The sequence below is a fragment of the Massilia sp. genome (assembly GCF_046293535.1).
GTDB lineage: Bacteria > Pseudomonadota > Gammaproteobacteria > Burkholderiales > Burkholderiaceae_D > Telluria.
Map to the genome: position 1 here is coordinate 1 of NZ_JBKBOV010000063.1, position 17,062 is coordinate 17,062.

15 protein-coding genes and 1 pseudogene are annotated in these 17,062 nt (G+C 63.0%); 10 read left to right on the forward strand and 6 right to left on the reverse strand.

The annotated features are described in order from the left end of the window. The 5 genes from ACK4S9_RS21970 to ACK4S9_RS21990 all read left to right on the forward strand — a co-directional run. On the forward strand, positions 1-1,006 hold a 1,006-nt coding region (locus ACK4S9_RS21970; protein ID WP_409729874.1), incomplete at its 5' end, for a phage late control D family protein. 37 nt (positions 1,007-1,043) lie between these two features. Then, positions 1,044-2,579, forward strand: coding sequence for a DUF2345 domain-containing protein (locus ACK4S9_RS21975; protein WP_409729875.1), 1,536 nt, complete (start codon positions 1,044-1,046; stop codon positions 2,577-2,579). A 38-nt stretch (positions 2,580-2,617) separates the two neighbouring features. After that, a complete protein-coding gene (locus ACK4S9_RS21980) occupies positions 2,618-4,342 on the forward strand; it encodes an esterase/lipase family protein (RefSeq protein WP_409729877.1) in 1,725 nt (574 codons plus the stop codon). 110 nt (positions 4,343-4,452) lie between these two features. Beyond that, entirely contained in the window at positions 4,453-5,679 is a 1,227-nt protein-coding gene (locus ACK4S9_RS21985; RefSeq protein WP_409729878.1) for a T6SS immunity protein Tli4 family protein, read from the forward strand. A gap of 199 nt (positions 5,680-5,878) precedes the next feature. Further along, on the forward strand, positions 5,879-6,139 hold the full coding sequence (locus ACK4S9_RS21990) for a PAAR domain-containing protein (protein ID WP_409729879.1): 261 nt from the start codon (positions 5,879-5,881) through the stop codon (positions 6,137-6,139). Positions 6,140-6,329: 190 nt separating this feature from the next. On the opposite strand, the gene ACK4S9_RS21995 is transcribed toward ACK4S9_RS21990, so the two are convergent. Genes ACK4S9_RS21995 through ACK4S9_RS22005 form a run of 3 tightly spaced genes read right to left on the reverse strand, consistent with a single transcriptional unit; the run spans position 6,330 to position 8,503 of the window. Beyond that, positions 6,330-7,118 (reverse strand): hypothetical protein, encoded by a 789-nt coding sequence (locus tag ACK4S9_RS21995; RefSeq protein WP_409729881.1) that lies wholly within the window; start codon positions 7,116-7,118, stop codon positions 6,330-6,332. A gap of 27 nt (positions 7,119-7,145) precedes the next feature. Continuing rightward, positions 7,146-7,469: a hypothetical protein gene (locus ACK4S9_RS22000; RefSeq protein ID WP_409729883.1), complete on the reverse strand. Its 324-nt coding sequence runs from the start codon at positions 7,467-7,469 to the stop codon at positions 7,146-7,148. A 20-nt stretch (positions 7,470-7,489) separates the two neighbouring features. Further along, the gene (locus ACK4S9_RS22005) at positions 7,490-8,503 is read right to left on the reverse strand and encodes an MBL fold metallo-hydrolase (RefSeq protein WP_409729885.1); all 1,014 of its coding nucleotides are present in this window, start codon (positions 8,501-8,503) and stop codon (positions 7,490-7,492) included. A gap of 148 nt (positions 8,504-8,651) precedes the next feature. Between ACK4S9_RS22005 and ACK4S9_RS22010 the strand changes: the two genes are divergently transcribed. Next, a complete protein-coding gene (locus ACK4S9_RS22010) occupies positions 8,652-9,056 on the forward strand; it encodes a hypothetical protein (RefSeq protein ID WP_409729886.1) in 405 nt (134 codons plus the stop codon). A 16-nt stretch (positions 9,057-9,072) separates the two neighbouring features. Here the strand turns inward: ACK4S9_RS22010 and ACK4S9_RS22015 are convergent, their stop codons facing one another. Further along, positions 9,073-9,456, reverse strand: a complete 384-nt coding sequence (locus ACK4S9_RS22015) for a YbaN family protein (protein WP_409729888.1) — start codon at positions 9,454-9,456, stop codon at positions 9,073-9,075. Positions 9,457-9,726: 270 nt separating this feature from the next. Between ACK4S9_RS22015 and ACK4S9_RS22020 the strand changes: the two genes are divergently transcribed. Beyond that, positions 9,727-11,655, forward strand: coding sequence for a diguanylate cyclase domain-containing protein (locus tag ACK4S9_RS22020; protein ID WP_409729890.1), 1,929 nt, complete (start codon positions 9,727-9,729; stop codon positions 11,653-11,655). 138 nt (positions 11,656-11,793) lie between these two features. Here ACK4S9_RS22020 and ACK4S9_RS22025 read toward each other — a convergent pair whose 3' ends face one another. Both ACK4S9_RS22025 and ACK4S9_RS22030 read right to left on the reverse strand, forming a co-directional pair. Then, positions 11,794-13,035 carry a cytochrome P450 gene (locus ACK4S9_RS22025; protein WP_409729892.1) on the reverse strand — a complete coding sequence of 414 codons (1,242 nt, stop codon included), beginning with the start codon at positions 13,033-13,035 and terminating at the stop codon, positions 11,794-11,796. 120 nt (positions 13,036-13,155) lie between these two features. Then, positions 13,156-15,414: a CHASE domain-containing protein gene (locus tag ACK4S9_RS22030; protein ID WP_409729894.1), complete on the reverse strand. Its 2,259-nt coding sequence runs from the start codon at positions 15,412-15,414 to the stop codon at positions 13,156-13,158. 186 nt (positions 15,415-15,600) lie between these two features. Here ACK4S9_RS22030 and ACK4S9_RS22035 point away from each other — a divergent pair, with 186 nt between their 5' ends. The 3 genes and pseudogenes from ACK4S9_RS22035 to ACK4S9_RS22045 form a co-directional block, all read left to right on the forward strand. Further along, entirely contained in the window at positions 15,601-16,041 is a 441-nt protein-coding gene (locus ACK4S9_RS22035) for a hypothetical protein (RefSeq protein WP_409729895.1), read from the forward strand. Between the two features lie 51 nt (positions 16,042-16,092). Then, entirely contained in the window at positions 16,093-16,713 is a 621-nt protein-coding gene (locus ACK4S9_RS22040; protein ID WP_051306744.1) for an LON peptidase substrate-binding domain-containing protein, read from the forward strand. A 5-nt stretch (positions 16,714-16,718) separates the two neighbouring features. Continuing rightward, a pseudogene (locus ACK4S9_RS22045) lies at positions 16,719-17,062 on the forward strand (hypothetical protein); the annotation flags it as partial.

Below are 17,062 nucleotides of genomic sequence, written 5' to 3' on the forward strand. Positions count from 1 at the left end.
CTTGAATTCTGCCGTGTGCACCTTGCGTTTCTTTGCTTCACCCATTTGCTGTCATCCTTTCGCGGACAACAGCTTAAACTACCCCGTGGTCGCTGTCTCAAAAGGTGGATCCACTATAGGTGTCGCGGAAGGGCAGAGTGATGGTGGGCTTGCCACTTACCAGCTTATCGTCCGTGATGCGTTCTCGCTGCTGGGGGAGACTTGCAACACTCGTGTATTTCGCAACGCGAACGAAGTCGATATCACTGACATCATCTTGCGTGAGTGGTGCCGCGCTAATCCGGTTGCTGCGCGCGCATTTCGCTTCGAACTACGCAACTTGAAGAAATACCCACCGCGCGAATTCACTATGCAGTACAACGAATCTGATGCGGCGTTCCTGCACCGCCTTTGGAAGCGGCGGGGTATCGGATGGTTTATTGAGGCTGGAAAGGCAACTGGCCAGGGCAGCGACGAAACACCAGTTCACACGCTTGTATTGTTCGACGATCCAGCGTCCATCAAGGAGAATGCGGCGGGTCCAGCACGCTACCATCGGGACCACGCTACGGAAGAACGCGACAGCATCACTGCTTGGCATGCAGTGCGAAAGATGACCGCTGGCCGCGTTAGCCGGCACAGCTGGGATTATGCACAGGCCTGGTCGATGAGCGGCGAGGAGACGAGCCTGAACAACCAAGGCCAGCTCGGCAACCAGTTTGCCGCTACTTTAGACGAGTATCTTGTCGACTCTCCACATGCCGGTGATGATGCCCGAGACTACCGGTCGCTAGTAGTGCTGCGCATGCAGCGAAAGGAATACGAAGCCAAATTCTTCCAAGGAGAGAGCGGTGATCGCGAGATGCGGGTCGGCCAATGGCGGCGCGTGGACGGCCATCCCGAGATTGACGTCCATCCACCGCACGACCGGGAATTCGTGTGCACCGAACTGCATGTCAAAGCTGAGAACAATCTTCCGAAGACGTTGGACGATCAAGTTCACCGACTGTTTGCCCTGGGACAATGACCGTCCGGGACTACTAAGGGCTAACGACGAACGCGGCATGCGTTACACGAACCGTTTTACATGCGTGCGACGAGGAATCCCGATTGTGCCCCCGTATGATGCACGCACTGAACTGCCTCGCACGGAACCGCAAACAGCGATCGTCGTAGGTCCCATTAATCACGAGATCCATTGCGATGCGATGGGACGGGTTAAAGTCCGTTTTCCCGCATGCCGGCCGCAAGACCATGAGCATGCACAAGGGGCAGGGGCATCAGATAGTGATCGCGACTCGGCCTGGATTCGAGTTGCCTCTGGGTGGGCAAGTAACAGGCATGGCGCGATTTCCCTGCCGCGCGTAGGAGACGAAGTCCTTGTCATTTTTCTTGGGGGCGACCCCGACAAGCCGTTGATCATCGGGAGCGTCCACGGAGTCAATACGCCGCCGCCAGCCTTTAGCCATATCAGCCGCCTGCCGGGGGACAAACATTTATCCGGGATCGTCAGCAAGGAGGGAGGTTCGTGCCGCTCCAACCAACTGCGAATGGATGACACCCCTGGTCAGATCAGTGCTCAACTGGAGAGCGAGCACGGACACAGCCAACTCAACCTTGGCTACCTGACCCATCCGCGGCATGAGGGTAAAGCCGAGCCGCGCGGCGAAGGGGCTGAGCTACGTACGGACGCCGCATTGTCGCTGCGAGGAGGACAGGGCGTACTCATTAGTGCAGACGCGTCATTACGAGCCGCAGGGCGCCAGCTCGATCGTGATGGACTATCTGGCTTGGCCGAAGCGCTCGTCAACATACAAAAACAGGTAGCCCAACTGGCCAAGACTCATGAGAGCGACGCTGCGACCGATGAGTCGCTTGCACAGGTGTGCGGCCACCTGAAGCAATGGGAGCAGGGTAGTAACACCGCTGGGGCGGCGGCAGGGACAGCGGGAGGCCAGCCGATCGTCGCGGTCGAAGCGCCGGCTGGCATGCTGCTGGGCAGCCGGGCTGGAATTTCGATCGGCGCTCAGACAAATGTGGATGTCATCAGTGTTGGTAACACACAAGTTTCGTCGGGGCGAAAGCTGATCCTTCATGCGTTGCATAGCATCAGTATCTTCGCTCATGCGCTCGGAGCGAAGCTCACTGCTGCCAAGGGGAAGGTCGAGGTCCAAGCGCATGAAGACAATGTCGAAATTACTTCGGCAAAACGCATTGTCCTTGTCGCGTCCGAGGAAATTGTCATGCAGGCACCGCAAATCACTCTGGTCTCTAGAGGGGCGCAGGCGACATTTGGCGGCGGTGGCATTACCCATCAATGCACTGGCAGCTTCTTGGTAAAGTCTGCCAAAGCCGAGTTTCCTGGTGCTGGCGATGGCGAGCCAATAGCCATGCGACTGCCGGAGAGCGCAGTCGCGCACGACCAGCGGGTTCGAATGGTTGACCTTACGACTGGAGAGCCGCTGGCCAACCAGCGCTATCGAGCGACGATGGAAGATGGTCAGATCCTAGAAGGTCAGACCGACGCCGAAGGCGTCACGCAAATACTCAAGTCCGAGATCCCGTTCGGTCATTTCACTATCGAGGCGCTCTACGACTGATTTTGTTTGAATTAAAACGGCTACATGGCGGAGTGGACATGGCAGATGGCAAGCTAACGGGTTACAAGCTCCCGGTTAATCCAGGGCAGCAACAAGGTACTATCGCGCAAGGATTCGTCACTCCCAAGCAAGACCGCGTTCCGCAGATGCAAAGCATTCCGCCTAAACGCGTGCTGCCAATCATATTCATACCTGGGATCATGGGGTCGAACTTGCGGATGAGTACTGCCCGGCAGCAGCGCTTAGGTACCAAAAACAATATTGCGTGGCGACCGGACAATCTCAATGTAACGATCCGCCAGTCCGACGATAGTGCCAGCGAGAGACAACTGCGTTTAGATCCTAAAACTACAGAAGTCGATATCTATGATCCGCAAAGGAACCCAACTGGAGACCCGAATGAAACGGCTGACCAGAGAAACGACTCGGTACACTTCTCTGCAGTCTACAACCCATTCAAGCGTCTCGATGGTCCTCTGTTGCAGAATGATCATCCCGGCACCCCATGTCCAAAAACAAAAAGCCAGAAGGCGCGCGAGCGTGGGTGGGGAGAGATTTACTTCAGCAGCTACAGCCAAATTCTTTCTCTTTGCGAAGTTCGATTAAATGCCGCCTTTTCAAACGGAAGTTTAGATACCTATTTGAGCAAGTTTGTAGCAGGTGTTTCTCCATTAAAATGGCAAGCGCATTCAACACCGATTTTGAAAGAGCTCGACAAAAAGACGATTCGTGACACGGTTAAAGGTTGTTGGTTCCCAGTTCATGCAATGGGTTATAACTGGTTACAAAGTAACGCAGTGGCGGGTATAACGATAGCTAAGCGGATCACGGCACTAATGGCGAGTTATCTAGAGCAAGGTTTTGAATGTGAAAAAGTTATTTTGGTTACTCACTCAATGGGAGGGTTGGTAGCGCGTGCGGTACTCCACCCGGATATAGGGAACCTTAATAGCAAAGTGTTGGGGGTAGTACATGGCGTGATGCCAGCCATAGGAGCCGGTACTGCTTACAAGCGCATACGTTGCGGATTCGAAGGCAATGGTATAGGCGCAAAAATATTAGGTCGGATCGGACCAGATGTTACTGCAGTGCTTGCCAACGCCCAAGGCGGATTGGAATTGCTGCCAAATCAGGCCTACGGTAATCATTGGCTGCAAGCTAAGCAGAAGGGAAATTTGCTTATGAGCTTGCCAGAGAACGGTGATCCTTACGAAGAGATTTATAAGGTACGTGGAAAATGGTATGGCCTACTGCGAGAGGAGTGGCTTAATCCGGCAAGAGAACCGGAGGCTGGTTTTGAGAAGACGTGTGCTCTACTGGACAGGGCAAGAAATTTTCACAATATGATTGCCGATACTTATCATGATCAAAGTTACGCACATTACGGTGCCGACCCTGCGGGCCCTGCTTGGCATAAGGTCGTTTGGCAGATTGATGAGGGTGCAAGAGTACAAGATATAAGGCGGCTCAAGATTAGTGCTGATAGCGAAAAAGGGAAGCTAGCTTTGGTTGATCCGACCCTATCAATTGGGACGGGAAAAGTTTCTACCTTAGTCGGGGCAACTCTACTCGATCCTGTGGAACCTAGAGATCAAACAGTACCGCTACATTCTGCGGACGCGCAACTTCGAAGCGGTAAATTTAAGGGAATTTTCCGCCAAATAGGATATGAGCATCAGGCAAGCTATGCCGATTCAGCGGTGCTCGCCGCTACACTCTATAGTTTGTTTCAAATTGCCTCGACAATGAAATGGACAAAATAATGAGAACAATCGACTCTAAGGCACGCCGAGCGTTCTTTGTAACGGTTTTAATAGTTTCAGCTCTACTTAGTGGATGTCAGCGTGACACTAAATTTTCGGAACGGAACTCTATGACTACCTTATCTTCCCGATTGGAGCCACTGTTCGAGAAGACGCGGACCGTGTGTTTTGGCCGCTTTGTGATGCACGTGCCTTCGACGGCGGTCGTCGTCTATGGGCCCGCCCAGGTAGGAACATCCATCGAATATTTTGCCGGACAGGGTGATAAAGTGGCTGAACACTTGTCTGCACGTTTGGCGGAAGTCGAGAACGAGCGCCAATTTCTGCTCAAGACGGATATTCCTCGACTGCCTTTATTTGGGAAAGTAATCGATGGCGTGAGACCAGGGCAGAAAATCGTGTTCGGCTCAAAAGATCAAGTTGGTTATGCCGTTCATTCTTTTATTCCGGCAGGAGAAGACCTATTTGTTCAGTATATTGATTCAATCCTTCCTGATAACGAGATCGTTACCAACTTTAATGCAATAGCAAGCCATCTTCGACCACGTGCGCAAGACGAGATACCTGCTGAGCCGGGATCGTGTATAGAAGGGGGCTTTATCCCGCTCGAACAAGAGTACGAACGGGCGACAGTCGGTATCCGGTTGCAAGAATTCCCCGACGTGCATATCTCTGTCGATGTTCATAAGAACCAAGAGTTTTTGGCAAATAGGAGTAGTCCGAGTATCTTGCGAGAGCAGGCAAGGCTAGCAGCTGAAGATGCTGGTCTAGGGGCAGTCTTCGCACGTGCGAAAATATTGCGTCAGGGAGCGCTTCAACTAGAAGGATGGAAGGGTGAGGAGATGGCGCTAGTGACGCCCGTCTACAAAGACGATAAGGCAGTACATGAGTTCCGGTTTCATAGCGCAGGGGCCGTGCATGATTCCTTGCAACCTGAGCTTGATATCCGGCTTGACTCGGGGGTAAAAGACAACCGCAAGGCCAGCGTCAACCCGAGTATAACGGATGAGGAAGCGCTGGCGCTGTGGGATAAACTGATCAGCACAATCCGCGTCCGTCGGCCGAGCGACGCCACAGCAACCACGGCCGCAACGCGGCAGACACCGCTCGGGAGTGTGGCCCGTACAGGTGAAATCTGTCCCCAAACTGGGTGGTGGGAATGCACTGAAAGTAAAAGCACCGATCGCCACGCTAAGCGCTTGCTCAGGGCCGGTGAGCCCGTGCCCCATGCCCAGTTGGATAGCAAGTCGGGGCTCTGGCAAAGATTTTTTGGGGAGCGAAAGCGCCACATGCCAGCCGTATGGAAGCTCGTCGGTTTCGACGAGCAGAACGTGTGATGGTTCTTTCGGACGATCCGCTTACCCTACGGGGCACGCATAGAAATCATTATTTACCCGAGCGGCTGGAACCAAGGTTACAGAGGACGGCAGTTAGCAGGCAAACACTAGCCTAGGTTAGCGTAACCGTAGGCTCCCTCCGAAATGAATAGTGTGCCATTGACGGCGCTAGTCGGTAGTGACACTACGAAAGGCAATCATGCGCAATATCGCTCGTCTGAACGATCCGACGAGTCACGGCGGTAGCGTAGTCACTGTAGCTGCCACCCATTTCACGGTTGGCGGCATTGCTGTGGCTCGGGTTGGCGACAAATGCACTTGTCCACTCCATGGGGACGGTACTATTACCGAGGGTGATCCAAATCACACCATTGGCGGTATTCCCGTTGCGTACGACGGTCATCGGACTAGTTGCGGCGCGACATTGACAGCGACCGTCACCAATTTTGGGCGGATTTGATTCTCAATAAGTGCAGTACAGTCGCCGTCGCACGAAGGGTGACCAAAGCGTGCGCGGCACAGCTATGCGCAGTGAACAGGTTTAGCGTTACATTTGTGCGGCGAACCAGCTGGATCTATTCACGATCAAAGACGTGACGCTGCCATATAGGTTAGTGGACATGTATTTCACGAGAATTTCCTCGTGCCCTCTAGCTTGACAGTAATTTATTTTTGCTTTGATATCGTCTCGACATCCGCGCCTCGATATCCTCAGACAGCTTCTTCATGTATCCCTTGCCACGCTCCGCCTCAATCCCCGCCAGAGTGGCCGAATTGAACTCATCACGGTACTTCTCGAATTCGGCTTCGTAGACGTCTCCGGTCACTACCCACTCGATGCCGTGCTGCGCATACAAGCGCCAACGTTCGTCGGCATCCCTGCCCGGCGGTGGTCCTGGGACGAGAAAAGCAGGAGTCTTGTTCGCCAAGCAAAGCCTGGCCATCGTCGCCGCATTCTTCTTGTCGGCCGGAATTCCTTCGCGTAGAACGCGCAAGTCCCTGCAAGGAACCCGGTCGCGGGGGGCTCGCAAATCCGTCACGCTGAGGCATGCGAGGCGCGTGTCGAAATCGGCGGGCGTACCTGCCCAGCAATGTGCGGCGGCAGGAAGCTTCTTGAATCCGAAGCTGCCTTTGTCCAGTGCATCCGCGAGCTGCAGCATGGATTTGCGGCGGCCGCTCGTCGCCGCCCGGAGCAAGAAGTGGACTCCCTCGGAGCGCTCGGCTTTTTTTACACGCGCACGTGGGTCAAGCAGCAGTTCGGCAAGGTGTTCCTGTTTTTCGGCATCTCCAGCCCATGCGTCGATTTTCCAGGCCAGGAGTGTGTCGGCATCTACCGTGCGTAGCGAGGGCTTGCCGGAATTCGACTCCGTAGCGGCGCGCGCCTCACAAGCCAGGATGCCGATCAGGATTCCTGCAAGGAGTCTTGTTTTCGCTTTCAATGTCGCCTCGCAGATGTGCCTACATGACTACATGTCTTGATCACCAGCTGAGCTCGCCTTCCGGCTCCGCAGCCAATCGCGCCCGCCGGCGTTCAGCGCTTTCGCGATCACCTCGGCCGGCAAGCTGTACACCGTCGCCCAGGTCGCGCGCCCGTCCGCCCTATTCGACGGAAAGCTCTCGGTCTCGATCGGCCAGTGGTACTTGCGCTTGAGCGCGCGGACGATGGCGGCCAGGGTGATGCGGCCGCGCAGCGGCTCGCTACCCAGCTGGTCTTCGTTCGACAGCAGCACGGCGAGCACGGCGCCGCGTGCGGTATTCGGTCCGGGGAAGATGGGCGTCTTTTTGGGCATGGGACGATTGTAGCCCGAGCTCAAGGAAGCGGATGCAAGCTGCCATCCTTCCTGAGCTCGTAGCTCGCGAAGTCGCGCGCCAGGGCCAGGGTGCCGGTGTAGTACTCACGCGCCTCGCGCTCGATGTCGTCCAGCGTCAGGACATTGGCGTTTCCCTCATCGCCCTGCCTGGGGTCCAGGTAGCGCGGGCTGAAGTGGGTCAGGATCAGGTTCGGCACCGAGGCCTGCTGCGCCACGCGCGCCACCATCGCGGCCGAGCTGTGCTGCGGCCCCGGCCCCACCTTGCGCAGGATCGCTTCCGTATAGGTCGCCTCGTGCACCAGCACGTCCGCGCTTGCCGCGTCAAGCGCCAGCAGCTCGGGCGTATCGTTGTCGCCCCCGATGATCACCTTGCGCGACCTGCGCGGCGGCAGCAGGAACTGCTCTGCCACCACGGCGCGGCCATCGTCCAGCACCACGTTGCGCCCCTGCTGGATCTCGCCCCAGGCCGGGCCGGACGGAATGCCCCCGGCCTTCAGCTTGCCGATGTCGAGTTTGCGCTCCACCGCCGCCTCCGTGAAGCTGTAGGCATACGAATCGATCCGGTGCGAGAGCCGGGTGGCGCGCACCCGCAGGTCGGGCAGGACGTCGGTGTGCGCCAGGTCCGCGATCGCCACCCAGTCGATGGGGTAGGGCAGGGTCAGCTGCGTCGCTTCCATGATGCACTCGATCATCCCGCGCAGCGGCGGCGGTCCGACGATGCGCAATGCTTCCGTGCGGCCGAGCATGCCGGCGCTGGCCAGCAGGCCGGGCAGGCCGTAGCAGTGGTCGCCGTGCAGGTGGGTGATGAAGATCGCGCGCAGGCTCATCGGCGACAAGTTCGTGCGCAGCAGGCGGTGCTGCGTGCCTTCCGCGCAGTCGACCAGCGACCAGTGCCGGGCGCCGCGCGTGCGAATCGCGATCGCCGTCATGTTGCGCGACCGGGTCGGTACGCCGGACGAGGTGCCGAGGAACTGAATTTCCATGTGCTGGGCCTTGACTGATGAGGCTTTCATTATCCGCGATCGCCTGCAATCCGCCATGTCTTTGATCGCGCTCAATGCCTTCCCCATGTGCGATGGACTAGCCCCATGAATTTGCGGTCTGACCCTTTGGACGGCCGCCGTGGCGCGGCTGCCATTCGATCCATCACGAGGAGACATCATGCGCAGCTACCATTTACTTGTCGCGGCCGCCTTGCTGCTGGCCGCGCCGCTTGCGGCCGCCGCCCAGTGCAGCCCGCAGGGCAAGGTCAACATCACCGCCCAGCGCGAGGCCATGGGTGCGCCCAGTGGGCGCATTTCCACCGGCACCCAGTTGGCCGACGAAGTCGCCGGCAGCTACGCCCTGTCCAACGGCCATCGGCTCGACCTGATCCACCTGGACCAGCGGCTCATCGCCGAGTTCGACAAGCGGAGGCGCGTGCAGCTGGAAGAGGTCGGCCCGCACCTGTTCGCGTCGCGCTCGGGCGACGTGGAGATGGCCTGGATGCCGGGCCAGCGCGCCGACACCATCCTGCTGAGCTATCCGGCCGATGACCAGGGGCGGCTCAGGCGCAGTTGCTCCTGAACGCGACGGGAGACCGCTAGCCTTGCCCGGGGCGGCGGTCGAGGCGCAGGGTCGGCAGGAAGCGCCACAGGTAAATGCTGACGCCGGCGCCCGTGAGCGCCAGCAGGACGGGAATCAGGGGACTGTCGAAGCGGCGCATCGCCAGCAGCAGCGAACACCACAGCATGGTCGTGGCGAGGATCTTGGCCTTCAGCGGGATGCCGCGGCCGGCTTCGAAATTGCGCAGGTATTCGCCGAATACGCGGTGCGACAGCAGCCAGCGGTGCAGGCGATCCGAACCCCGCGCGAAGCACCAGGAGGCCAGCAGCAGGAAGGGCGTGGTCGGCAGCAGGGGCAGGAACAGCCCGAGAAAGCCCAGCGCCAGCGCCAGCACGCCTGCCGCGTTATAAAACGGTTTCATGCTGTCACTCTAGCATGCGTCAAGACAGGCCGCGCACCGATCTGTTGATGAAATATTATTTCATTCCGATGTTCTGTATGAAATATCCTTTCTTCGCAAAGGATGGTGCTTAAAATCGTCATATTTTAAGTCAACAGTAAGTGCTCGCAGGAAACTGTATGTATAATGGATGCGTTCACGACGGGCGCGATCCATGAATTTTGCGGGCGCGAGCAAGACGCCCGGCTTCGCCTCCATCTGCCAGCTAGCGATTGCCGCACTCCGTCGTCCATGACCACGTCTTCCCCCACCAACAAGTCCTCGTTGCGCGCGCGCCTGGCGAACCTGTTTCGTCCGCGGGTGCTGCGCGACCTCGCCATCTACCTGGCCCTCATGCTGCCCGTGGTTTGGGGGCTGGTGGCGGTGGAGCAGGCGCGCTTCGCCTCGATCGCCCAGGCCGGCAGCATGCGCGACCTGCGCAACTACGCGCATGTCTTCGCCGAGGAGGTGCGCGCCACCGTCGGCATCGTCGACCTGTCGTTGATCCAGCTGCGCTCCACCTGGCAGCGCGACCGCGACGGCTTCACCCGGATGGTGGGCGAGAACGCGCGCTACCTGCGCCAGCGGGTGCCGATGTTCATCACCGTGCTCGACGCGAACGGGAAGATCGCCTACACCAATGCCGGCCCCTCGCACACCGGGCTGGACCTGAGCGACGCGCCCGGCTACCGGGCCCACCTCGACATCGGCGACGACCGCATCCACGTCAGCCGGCCGGTGATCTGCAGGCTCACCGATGCCTGGGCGGTGCAGTTCAGCCGCCCGATCCGCGACGCGCAGGGACGGCTGCAGGGTGTGATCATCGCCGCAGTCTCGCCCGACTACTTCGTGCGCTTTTACGAGGACATCGACCTGGGGCCCCAGGCCTCGGTGTTGCTGATCCGCACCGACGGCGCCGTGATCGCGCGCAGCATCCGCGGCAGCGCCAGCCATGGCATGGGCGTGGTCCTGAAGGACAACCCGGATCCGCCGAACGGACCGCTGACGGGCAGCACGCGCCGGGCCAGCCAGTTCGACGGGATCGAGCGCTTCTATGCCTGGCACAAGCTGCCCGACTACGGCATGGCGGTGGCGGTCGGCGAAGCCGTGCAGGATGCCCAGGCGCGCTTCGCCCAGCAGCGCGATGCCCTGGTCTGGGTCGGCGCGGCCGTGTCCTTCGTGCTCACCCTGCTGGGCTGGGCGGCGCTCGGCGCCACCGAGCGCCGCCGCCGCGCCCTCAAGGCGCTGGCCGCCGCCGAGGCGCGCTGGAAGCTGGCGCTCACCGCCACCGGCGACGGTGTGTGGGACTGCGACGTCGTCACCGGCCTGGCCACGCTGTCGGCGCGCGCCCAGATGATCCTTGATACCGAGCGCGCGGTGATCTCGTGGTACGGCAGCGCGCTCGACGCCATCGTCCACCACGAAGACCTGCCGCAGTTGCGCGCCCAGTTGCGCAGCCACCTGGCCGGACGCAGCCCGGACTTCGCGGCCGAGTTCCGGGTGCGCAAGCGCAATGGCGAGTGGAGCTGGATCGATGCGCGCGGCACCGTCAGCGAACGCGACGAGCTGGGCCAGCCGATGCGCATGGTGGGTACCTTCTCCAACATCGACGCGCGCAAGCTCGAAGAAGCGCGCATGCGCCGCATGGCGCACGAGGATGCGCTGACCGGCCTGCCGAACCGCGTGCTGCTGGGCGACCGCCTGCGCCAGGCGATCCGCACGGCCAGCCGGGACGGGCACAAGGTGGCGCTGATCTACTTCGACCTCGACAAGTTCAAGCCGGTCAACGACACCCACGGCCACGCGGCGGGCGACCGGCTGCTGCAGCTGGTGGCGCGGCGCCTGCGCGCCGGCCTGCGCGAAGCCGACACCCTGGCCCGCGTCGGCGGCGACGAATTCGTGGTGCTGCTGCCGCGCTGCGCGAGCCTGCTCGATGCCGGCAAGGTGGCGGAGAACATCCTGTTCCAGCTGAACCAGCCTTTCGAGGACGGCGGCCTGGTGCACCGCATCTCGGGCAGCCTGGGCATCGCGCTGTTCCCGGACGACGGCACGGATGCCGAGGACCTGCTGCGGGCGGCCGACCTGGCCATGTACGACGCCAAGTCGCATGGACGTAGCCGGGTCATGGGCGCCAGTGGCGCGCATGACGGCGCGCACAAGGTCGAACCGACGCTACGCTGATCAGCCCATACACGAACTCCTGGTGTCAGCCCGTCGTTCCGGCGCAGGCCGGAACCCAATTCTGCATGCGTAGCGGCTGCTTAACACGCTTGGGCCCCGGCCTTCGCCGGGGCGACGGACTGATTGCCGACGCTCCCTTCAGCGCACCGGCGCCGCCACCTCGATCTGGAAGCCGCTCGCCGGCATGGTCGGCATGCGCGCCAGGCTGACGCTCAGGTCCTGGCGCGGCACCGTGTACACCACTTCCGAGGCCAGCAGGTGCAGCGCCGTTTTCAGCAGGTCGACCGTCATCGCTTCGCCGGGGCAGCGGTGCCCCGTCAGGTAGTCGCCGCCGCCTTGCGCGACCAGGTCGAAGCCGTCGCCCTGCCAGCCCATGAAGCGCTCCGGCCTGAAGCGCTGTGGCTCCGGCCACAGCCGCGGGTCGTGGTTGGTGCCGTACATGTCGAACAGCACCCAGGTGCCTTCGGCGAAGTGCAGGCCGCGCCAGTCGAAGGCGTCCAGCACCCGCGCGCCGACCGCCGGGAAGAAGGGGTAGAAGCGCCGCACCTCCTGGGCGAACGCGGTGAGCGTGGCCTCGTCGCCGGTGGCGAGGCGCGCGCGCCACTCGGGGTACTCGTGCATCGCCAGGGCGCCGAACGCGATGAAGCGCGCCACCGCGACCACCGGGCGCAGCACGTTGATCAGTTCGTTGGCGGCGACGTCGGCCCCCAGCTGCCGTTCGTCGCGGTCGCGGTGGCGGGCGATCACGGCCAGCGGGCTGCCGGGCTCCGGCGCCAGCTGCCCGGCGCGCACCGCCTCGACCAGGCCCCTGGCCCAGGCCTCGGTGCGGCCGCGCAGCAGCAGGCCTTGCATGGTGCGCCGGAACACGGTGCCGGCGCCGTCGATCATCGCGGAGAATTCCTGCGTCAGGCGCGCATGGTCGACCTGCGGGGACGGGATGCCGGCCCAGCGGCATGCGGCGGCGCACAGCACGCTTTCCGCCTCGTCGAACAGGCGCACGCGGCGCCGCGCCGGCCAGCCGCCGACCCGGGCGCGCCATTCTTCCTGCGCGATCGTCGCCATGCGCGCGCGGTCGCTTGGCGTCTGCAGCGACATCATCATCGCCTTGCGGTGGCGGTGGTCTTCGCCGTCGAGGGTCTGGGCGCTGCCGGCGTCCTGCAGCAGCATCAGGGTGCTCGGCGGGATCGCGCCGCGCCGCGTGAAACGGCCCGGCTGCCAGAACATGCGCGCGGCCTCGTGGCCGCTCACGCAGACCGCGCGCCGGCCCAGCAGGCGGGTGGTGAAGACGTCGGTGTCGAGTTCGGCGCAGCGGCGCTGGAAGAAGGTGTAGCCTTCGCGCAGGAAGGCGAGGGTGCTGTCGGCGGCGGTGGTGTGGGGCACGCCCTGCGCGACCGGAAGTTGAAGGGACTGATTGTCGGAAAAAGACACTCGGGCCTCCTGGACGGGGTTCAGGCGGCCCAATGTAGCACGCGCCCAAAGCGCGCACGATTCGCGTATCGTTCAGGCCACGGCGACTGGCGCGGTGGCCATGTGCCGCGGCAAATAGATCGTCACGGTGGTGCCCTTGCCCGGCTCGCTCGCCAGGCGGATGTCGCCGCCGCTCTGGCGCGCGAAGCCGTGCGCCATCGACAGGCCCAGGCCGGTGCCCTTGCCCTCGGGCTTGGTGGTGAAGAAGGGCTCGAAGGCGTGTTCCATCACCTCGTGCGGCATGCCGTGGCCGCTGTCGGCGACCGCCACCGTCACGTAGTCGCCCGGCGCCAGCTCGGCGTCGTTTTCCACCTGCGCGTTACCGAGTTCCAGCACGATGCGGCCCTGGCCGTCCATCGCGTCGCGCGCATTGATCACCAGGTTGAGCAGCACGTTCTCGAGCTGGTTCGGGTCCACCAGCACCGGCCACAGGCCGGGCGGGATGCGCTTTTCCAGCGTGATCTGGTCGCCTGCGGCGCGCAGCACCAGGCTGTCCATGCGCTCGAGCAGCTGGTCGACATGCACTTCGAGCGGGTGCAGCGGCTGGCGCCGCGCGAAGGCGAGCAGCTGGCCGGCCAGCTTGGCGCCGCGCTCGACCGCGTCGAGGATGCTGAGCAGGCGCTTGCGGTGGCTGGCGTCGGCGCGCAGGATCAGCTGCACGTTGGCGCTGATGATGTGCAGGATGTTGTTGAAGTCGTGCGCCACGCCGCCGGTGAGCTTGCCCACCGCTTCCAGCTTCTGGGCCCTGGCCAGGGCCTGGCGCGCCTCGATCAGGCCCTGCTGGCGCTGCTGCTCGCGCGCTTCGGTTTCCTTGCGCTGCGTGATGTCGCGCACGAACGCGGTGGCGCCGTAGCCTTCGCCCGTCGGCATCGCCGCCACCGTCACCTCGGTCGGGATGCGGCGCCCGTCGCGCGCGGCGACCTGCAGTTCGGTCGGCGCGCCCAGCATCGGGCACTGCCCGTTGCGCGCGAAGGACGCGAAGCCGGCGCCGAAGGAAGCCCGGCTTTCCTCGGGCAGCAGCTCTTCCACCCGGCGGCCGATGGCCTGGTCCGCGCTCCAGCCGAACAGGCGGCTGGCCTGGGCGTTCCAGTCGGTGATGCAGCCGCGCGCATCGACGGCAACAAAAGCGTCGGGCGCGTTCTCGAGGATGACCTGGATGCGTTTCTGCTCGCTGGCGATGCGGTCGTGCGACTCGCGCAGTTCCAGCGTCATGCCATGCGCCAGCTGCAGCGCGCGGCGCCGCTCGCTGGCCAGCAGCCACACCACCAGGCTGATCAGGAAGCTCAGGCCGATGCCGGTGACCGCCACCAGTTGCGGACGCGTGGTGTCGAGGCTCTTCTCGAGGGTGGCGCTGGAGCGCATGCTGATGGTCCAGGTGCGTCCGCCCGGGATGATCTGGGCGCTGGCGCGCAGGCGGGCCGGGTGGTCTGACACGTTCGGCGAGCGGTACAGCAAGGTGGCGGCGCCGGCCGGATCGCCGTCGTGGATCTCGACTTCGAGGTCGGTCGAGTGGGCGCCGCCCAGCCCTTTCATCAGGTCGTCCATGCGGAAGGGGGCGTAGACCCAGCCGACGATGGCGCGGCGGCGCTGGTCGACGGTGCCGGCCAGCTCGCCGTCGCGGTACACCGGCAGGTACATCAGGGTGCCGGCCTGCTGGCGGCCCGGCCCCTCGTGCCCCACCTCTTCCTGGACCAGCACCACCTTGCCGCTCAGGGCCGCCTGGCCGGTGTCGCGCGCGCGCTCCATGGCGGCGCGGCGCACCGGTTCGCTGAACATGTCGAAGCCGAAGGCGCGCAGGTTGCGCCCGCTGAAGGGCTCGATGTGGGTGATCGCGGTATAGGTCTCGCGCGGCTCCTCGGGGCGCACCGTGTAGTCGGGATGGCCCTGGCGCCGCATGGCCGCCTCGTGCGCCGCCAGTTGCCGGTGCGGGACGATGGTGGCGATGCCGAGCGCTTCCATGCCGGGGAAGGATTGGTCCAGGCGCAGCAGCTGGTAGTACTCGGCCCAGTCGTGCCGGTCGATCTCGACCGAGCCGCGCAGGTAGCCGCGGGCGCCGCGCAGCACCTGCTCGTACACCGCCATGCGGCGGCTGACGCCGTAGGCCATGTCGCGGGTGCGGTAGTCGAAGGTTTCGAGCAGCTGCGTTTCGGCGCTGCGCTTGGCGCTGCTCCAGGCGCTGAACGTGACCAGGAGGGTCACCAGCAGCACCAGCAGGGCCAGCAGCAGCGGCATCTGTCCGGAACCGGGCAGGGGAATGCGGCTGGGCTGGACGGATGGCTGGGGCTGCGGCATGTGGTCGTACGCGCGAAGGGCGCCGTGGGGCAGGTTGATCGGAAACGCGCGGAAGCAGGTAGGATACGCATCCTTGCTGTGTTGAGGCGCACGCCATCCTGCGCATGCAGCAATACGTATTATCTCCTAAAATTGACTTGATGCAACATTGCGACCGTTTGGGCTTCCTCGTTTTACCTTCCCACTATGCAATTGCCTGAACCGCGAGCATTCCTGCGGCGGCACTGGCCGCTTGCGACCCTGGTCGGCGGCGCGCTGCTGGCGCTGCTGTGGGGCATGCTGTGGCCGGTGCGGGGCGACAGCCACGAACTGGCGCTGGAAGTGCGGCGCGGCCAGGATGCGCCGGCGGTGGTGCGCCTGACCCTGGGCGTGGAAGACGTGCTGCTGCTGAGGAATGGCACCGGGGCGCCGCTGGTGTTCGGCCCGGTGCGGCTGGCGCCGGGCGGCGAGTTCCGGCTGCCGGTGGAAGAGGCCGGCGAGCGGGACATTCCCTGTCCGGCGCTGCCGGGCGGGGTGCTGCGGGTGCACGTGGTGCCGATGCCGGACCCGGGGCTGGACCGGCTGCGCTGGCGGCTGGACAGGCTCGGCCATGCGGTGCGCACCATGCCGCTGCAGGGGCCCGAATGAGGGCTCCAATCGTGCTCCCGGTTTGCCTGCGATTCTGTCATCATGGACATCATGTCCACGATTTCCATGCCCTTGTTCCCGCTCAGTACGGTGCTGTTTCCGGACGGGGTGCTGCCGCTGCAGGTGTTCGAGGTCCGCTACCTCGACATGATCAGCCGCTGCCTCACCGAAGACGCACCCTTCGGCGTGGTATTGCTCACGCATGGGCATGAAGTGCGCCAGCCCGATGGCGAGCCGGAGCGCTTCGCCGCCGCCGGCACCATCGCTTCCGTCACCGAAACCACCACCACTTCGCCCGGACTGCTGCAGGTGCTGTGCCGCGGCGGATCGCGCTTCACGGTGGTGACCGCCGAACAGCGCCTGAACGGGCTGTGGATGGCCGAGGCCGAACTGGTCGAGGACGACCACGACGTCAAGGTGCCGTCCGAACTGCAGGGCGCGTCCGACGCGCTCGACCGCGTGCTGTCCTCGCTGCACGACGTACCACGCCACCGCTGGCCGGTGCAGCCGCCGTTCCGCCTCGACGACTGCGGCTGGGTGGCGAACCGGTGGTGCGAGCTGCTGCCGCTGCCCAACCAGCAGAAGCACCACATGCTCATGCTCGACAATCCCGTGATCCGCCTGGAGCTGCTGCACGACGTCCTGGACGAGCACGGTCTCATAACCTCGTAGCCGGCATGAAATTCTCCGACGACCTCCTGATCGCGTACATCCACGGTGAACTGGCCGAACCGGCGCGCGCGGCGGTCGAGCGGGCCATGCACGCCGATCCCGTGCTGGCCGCCCGCATCGCCCAGCATCGCCGCGAAAGCGGCGAACGCTCCGCCGGCCGGTCCCACATCTTCAGCGTCTCGAACGGCCACGGCGGCGGCCACCAGCAGCGCGCCCGGGCGCCAGATGGGGCCAAGGTGGTCCACCTCGACGCCATCCGCCCCGGACGCGGCGTGCCCCCGGCGGCGGCGCCCCAGCCGGACCGTGGCGACTGGACGCCGCGCCACTGGCTGGCCGTCGGCGCCGCGCT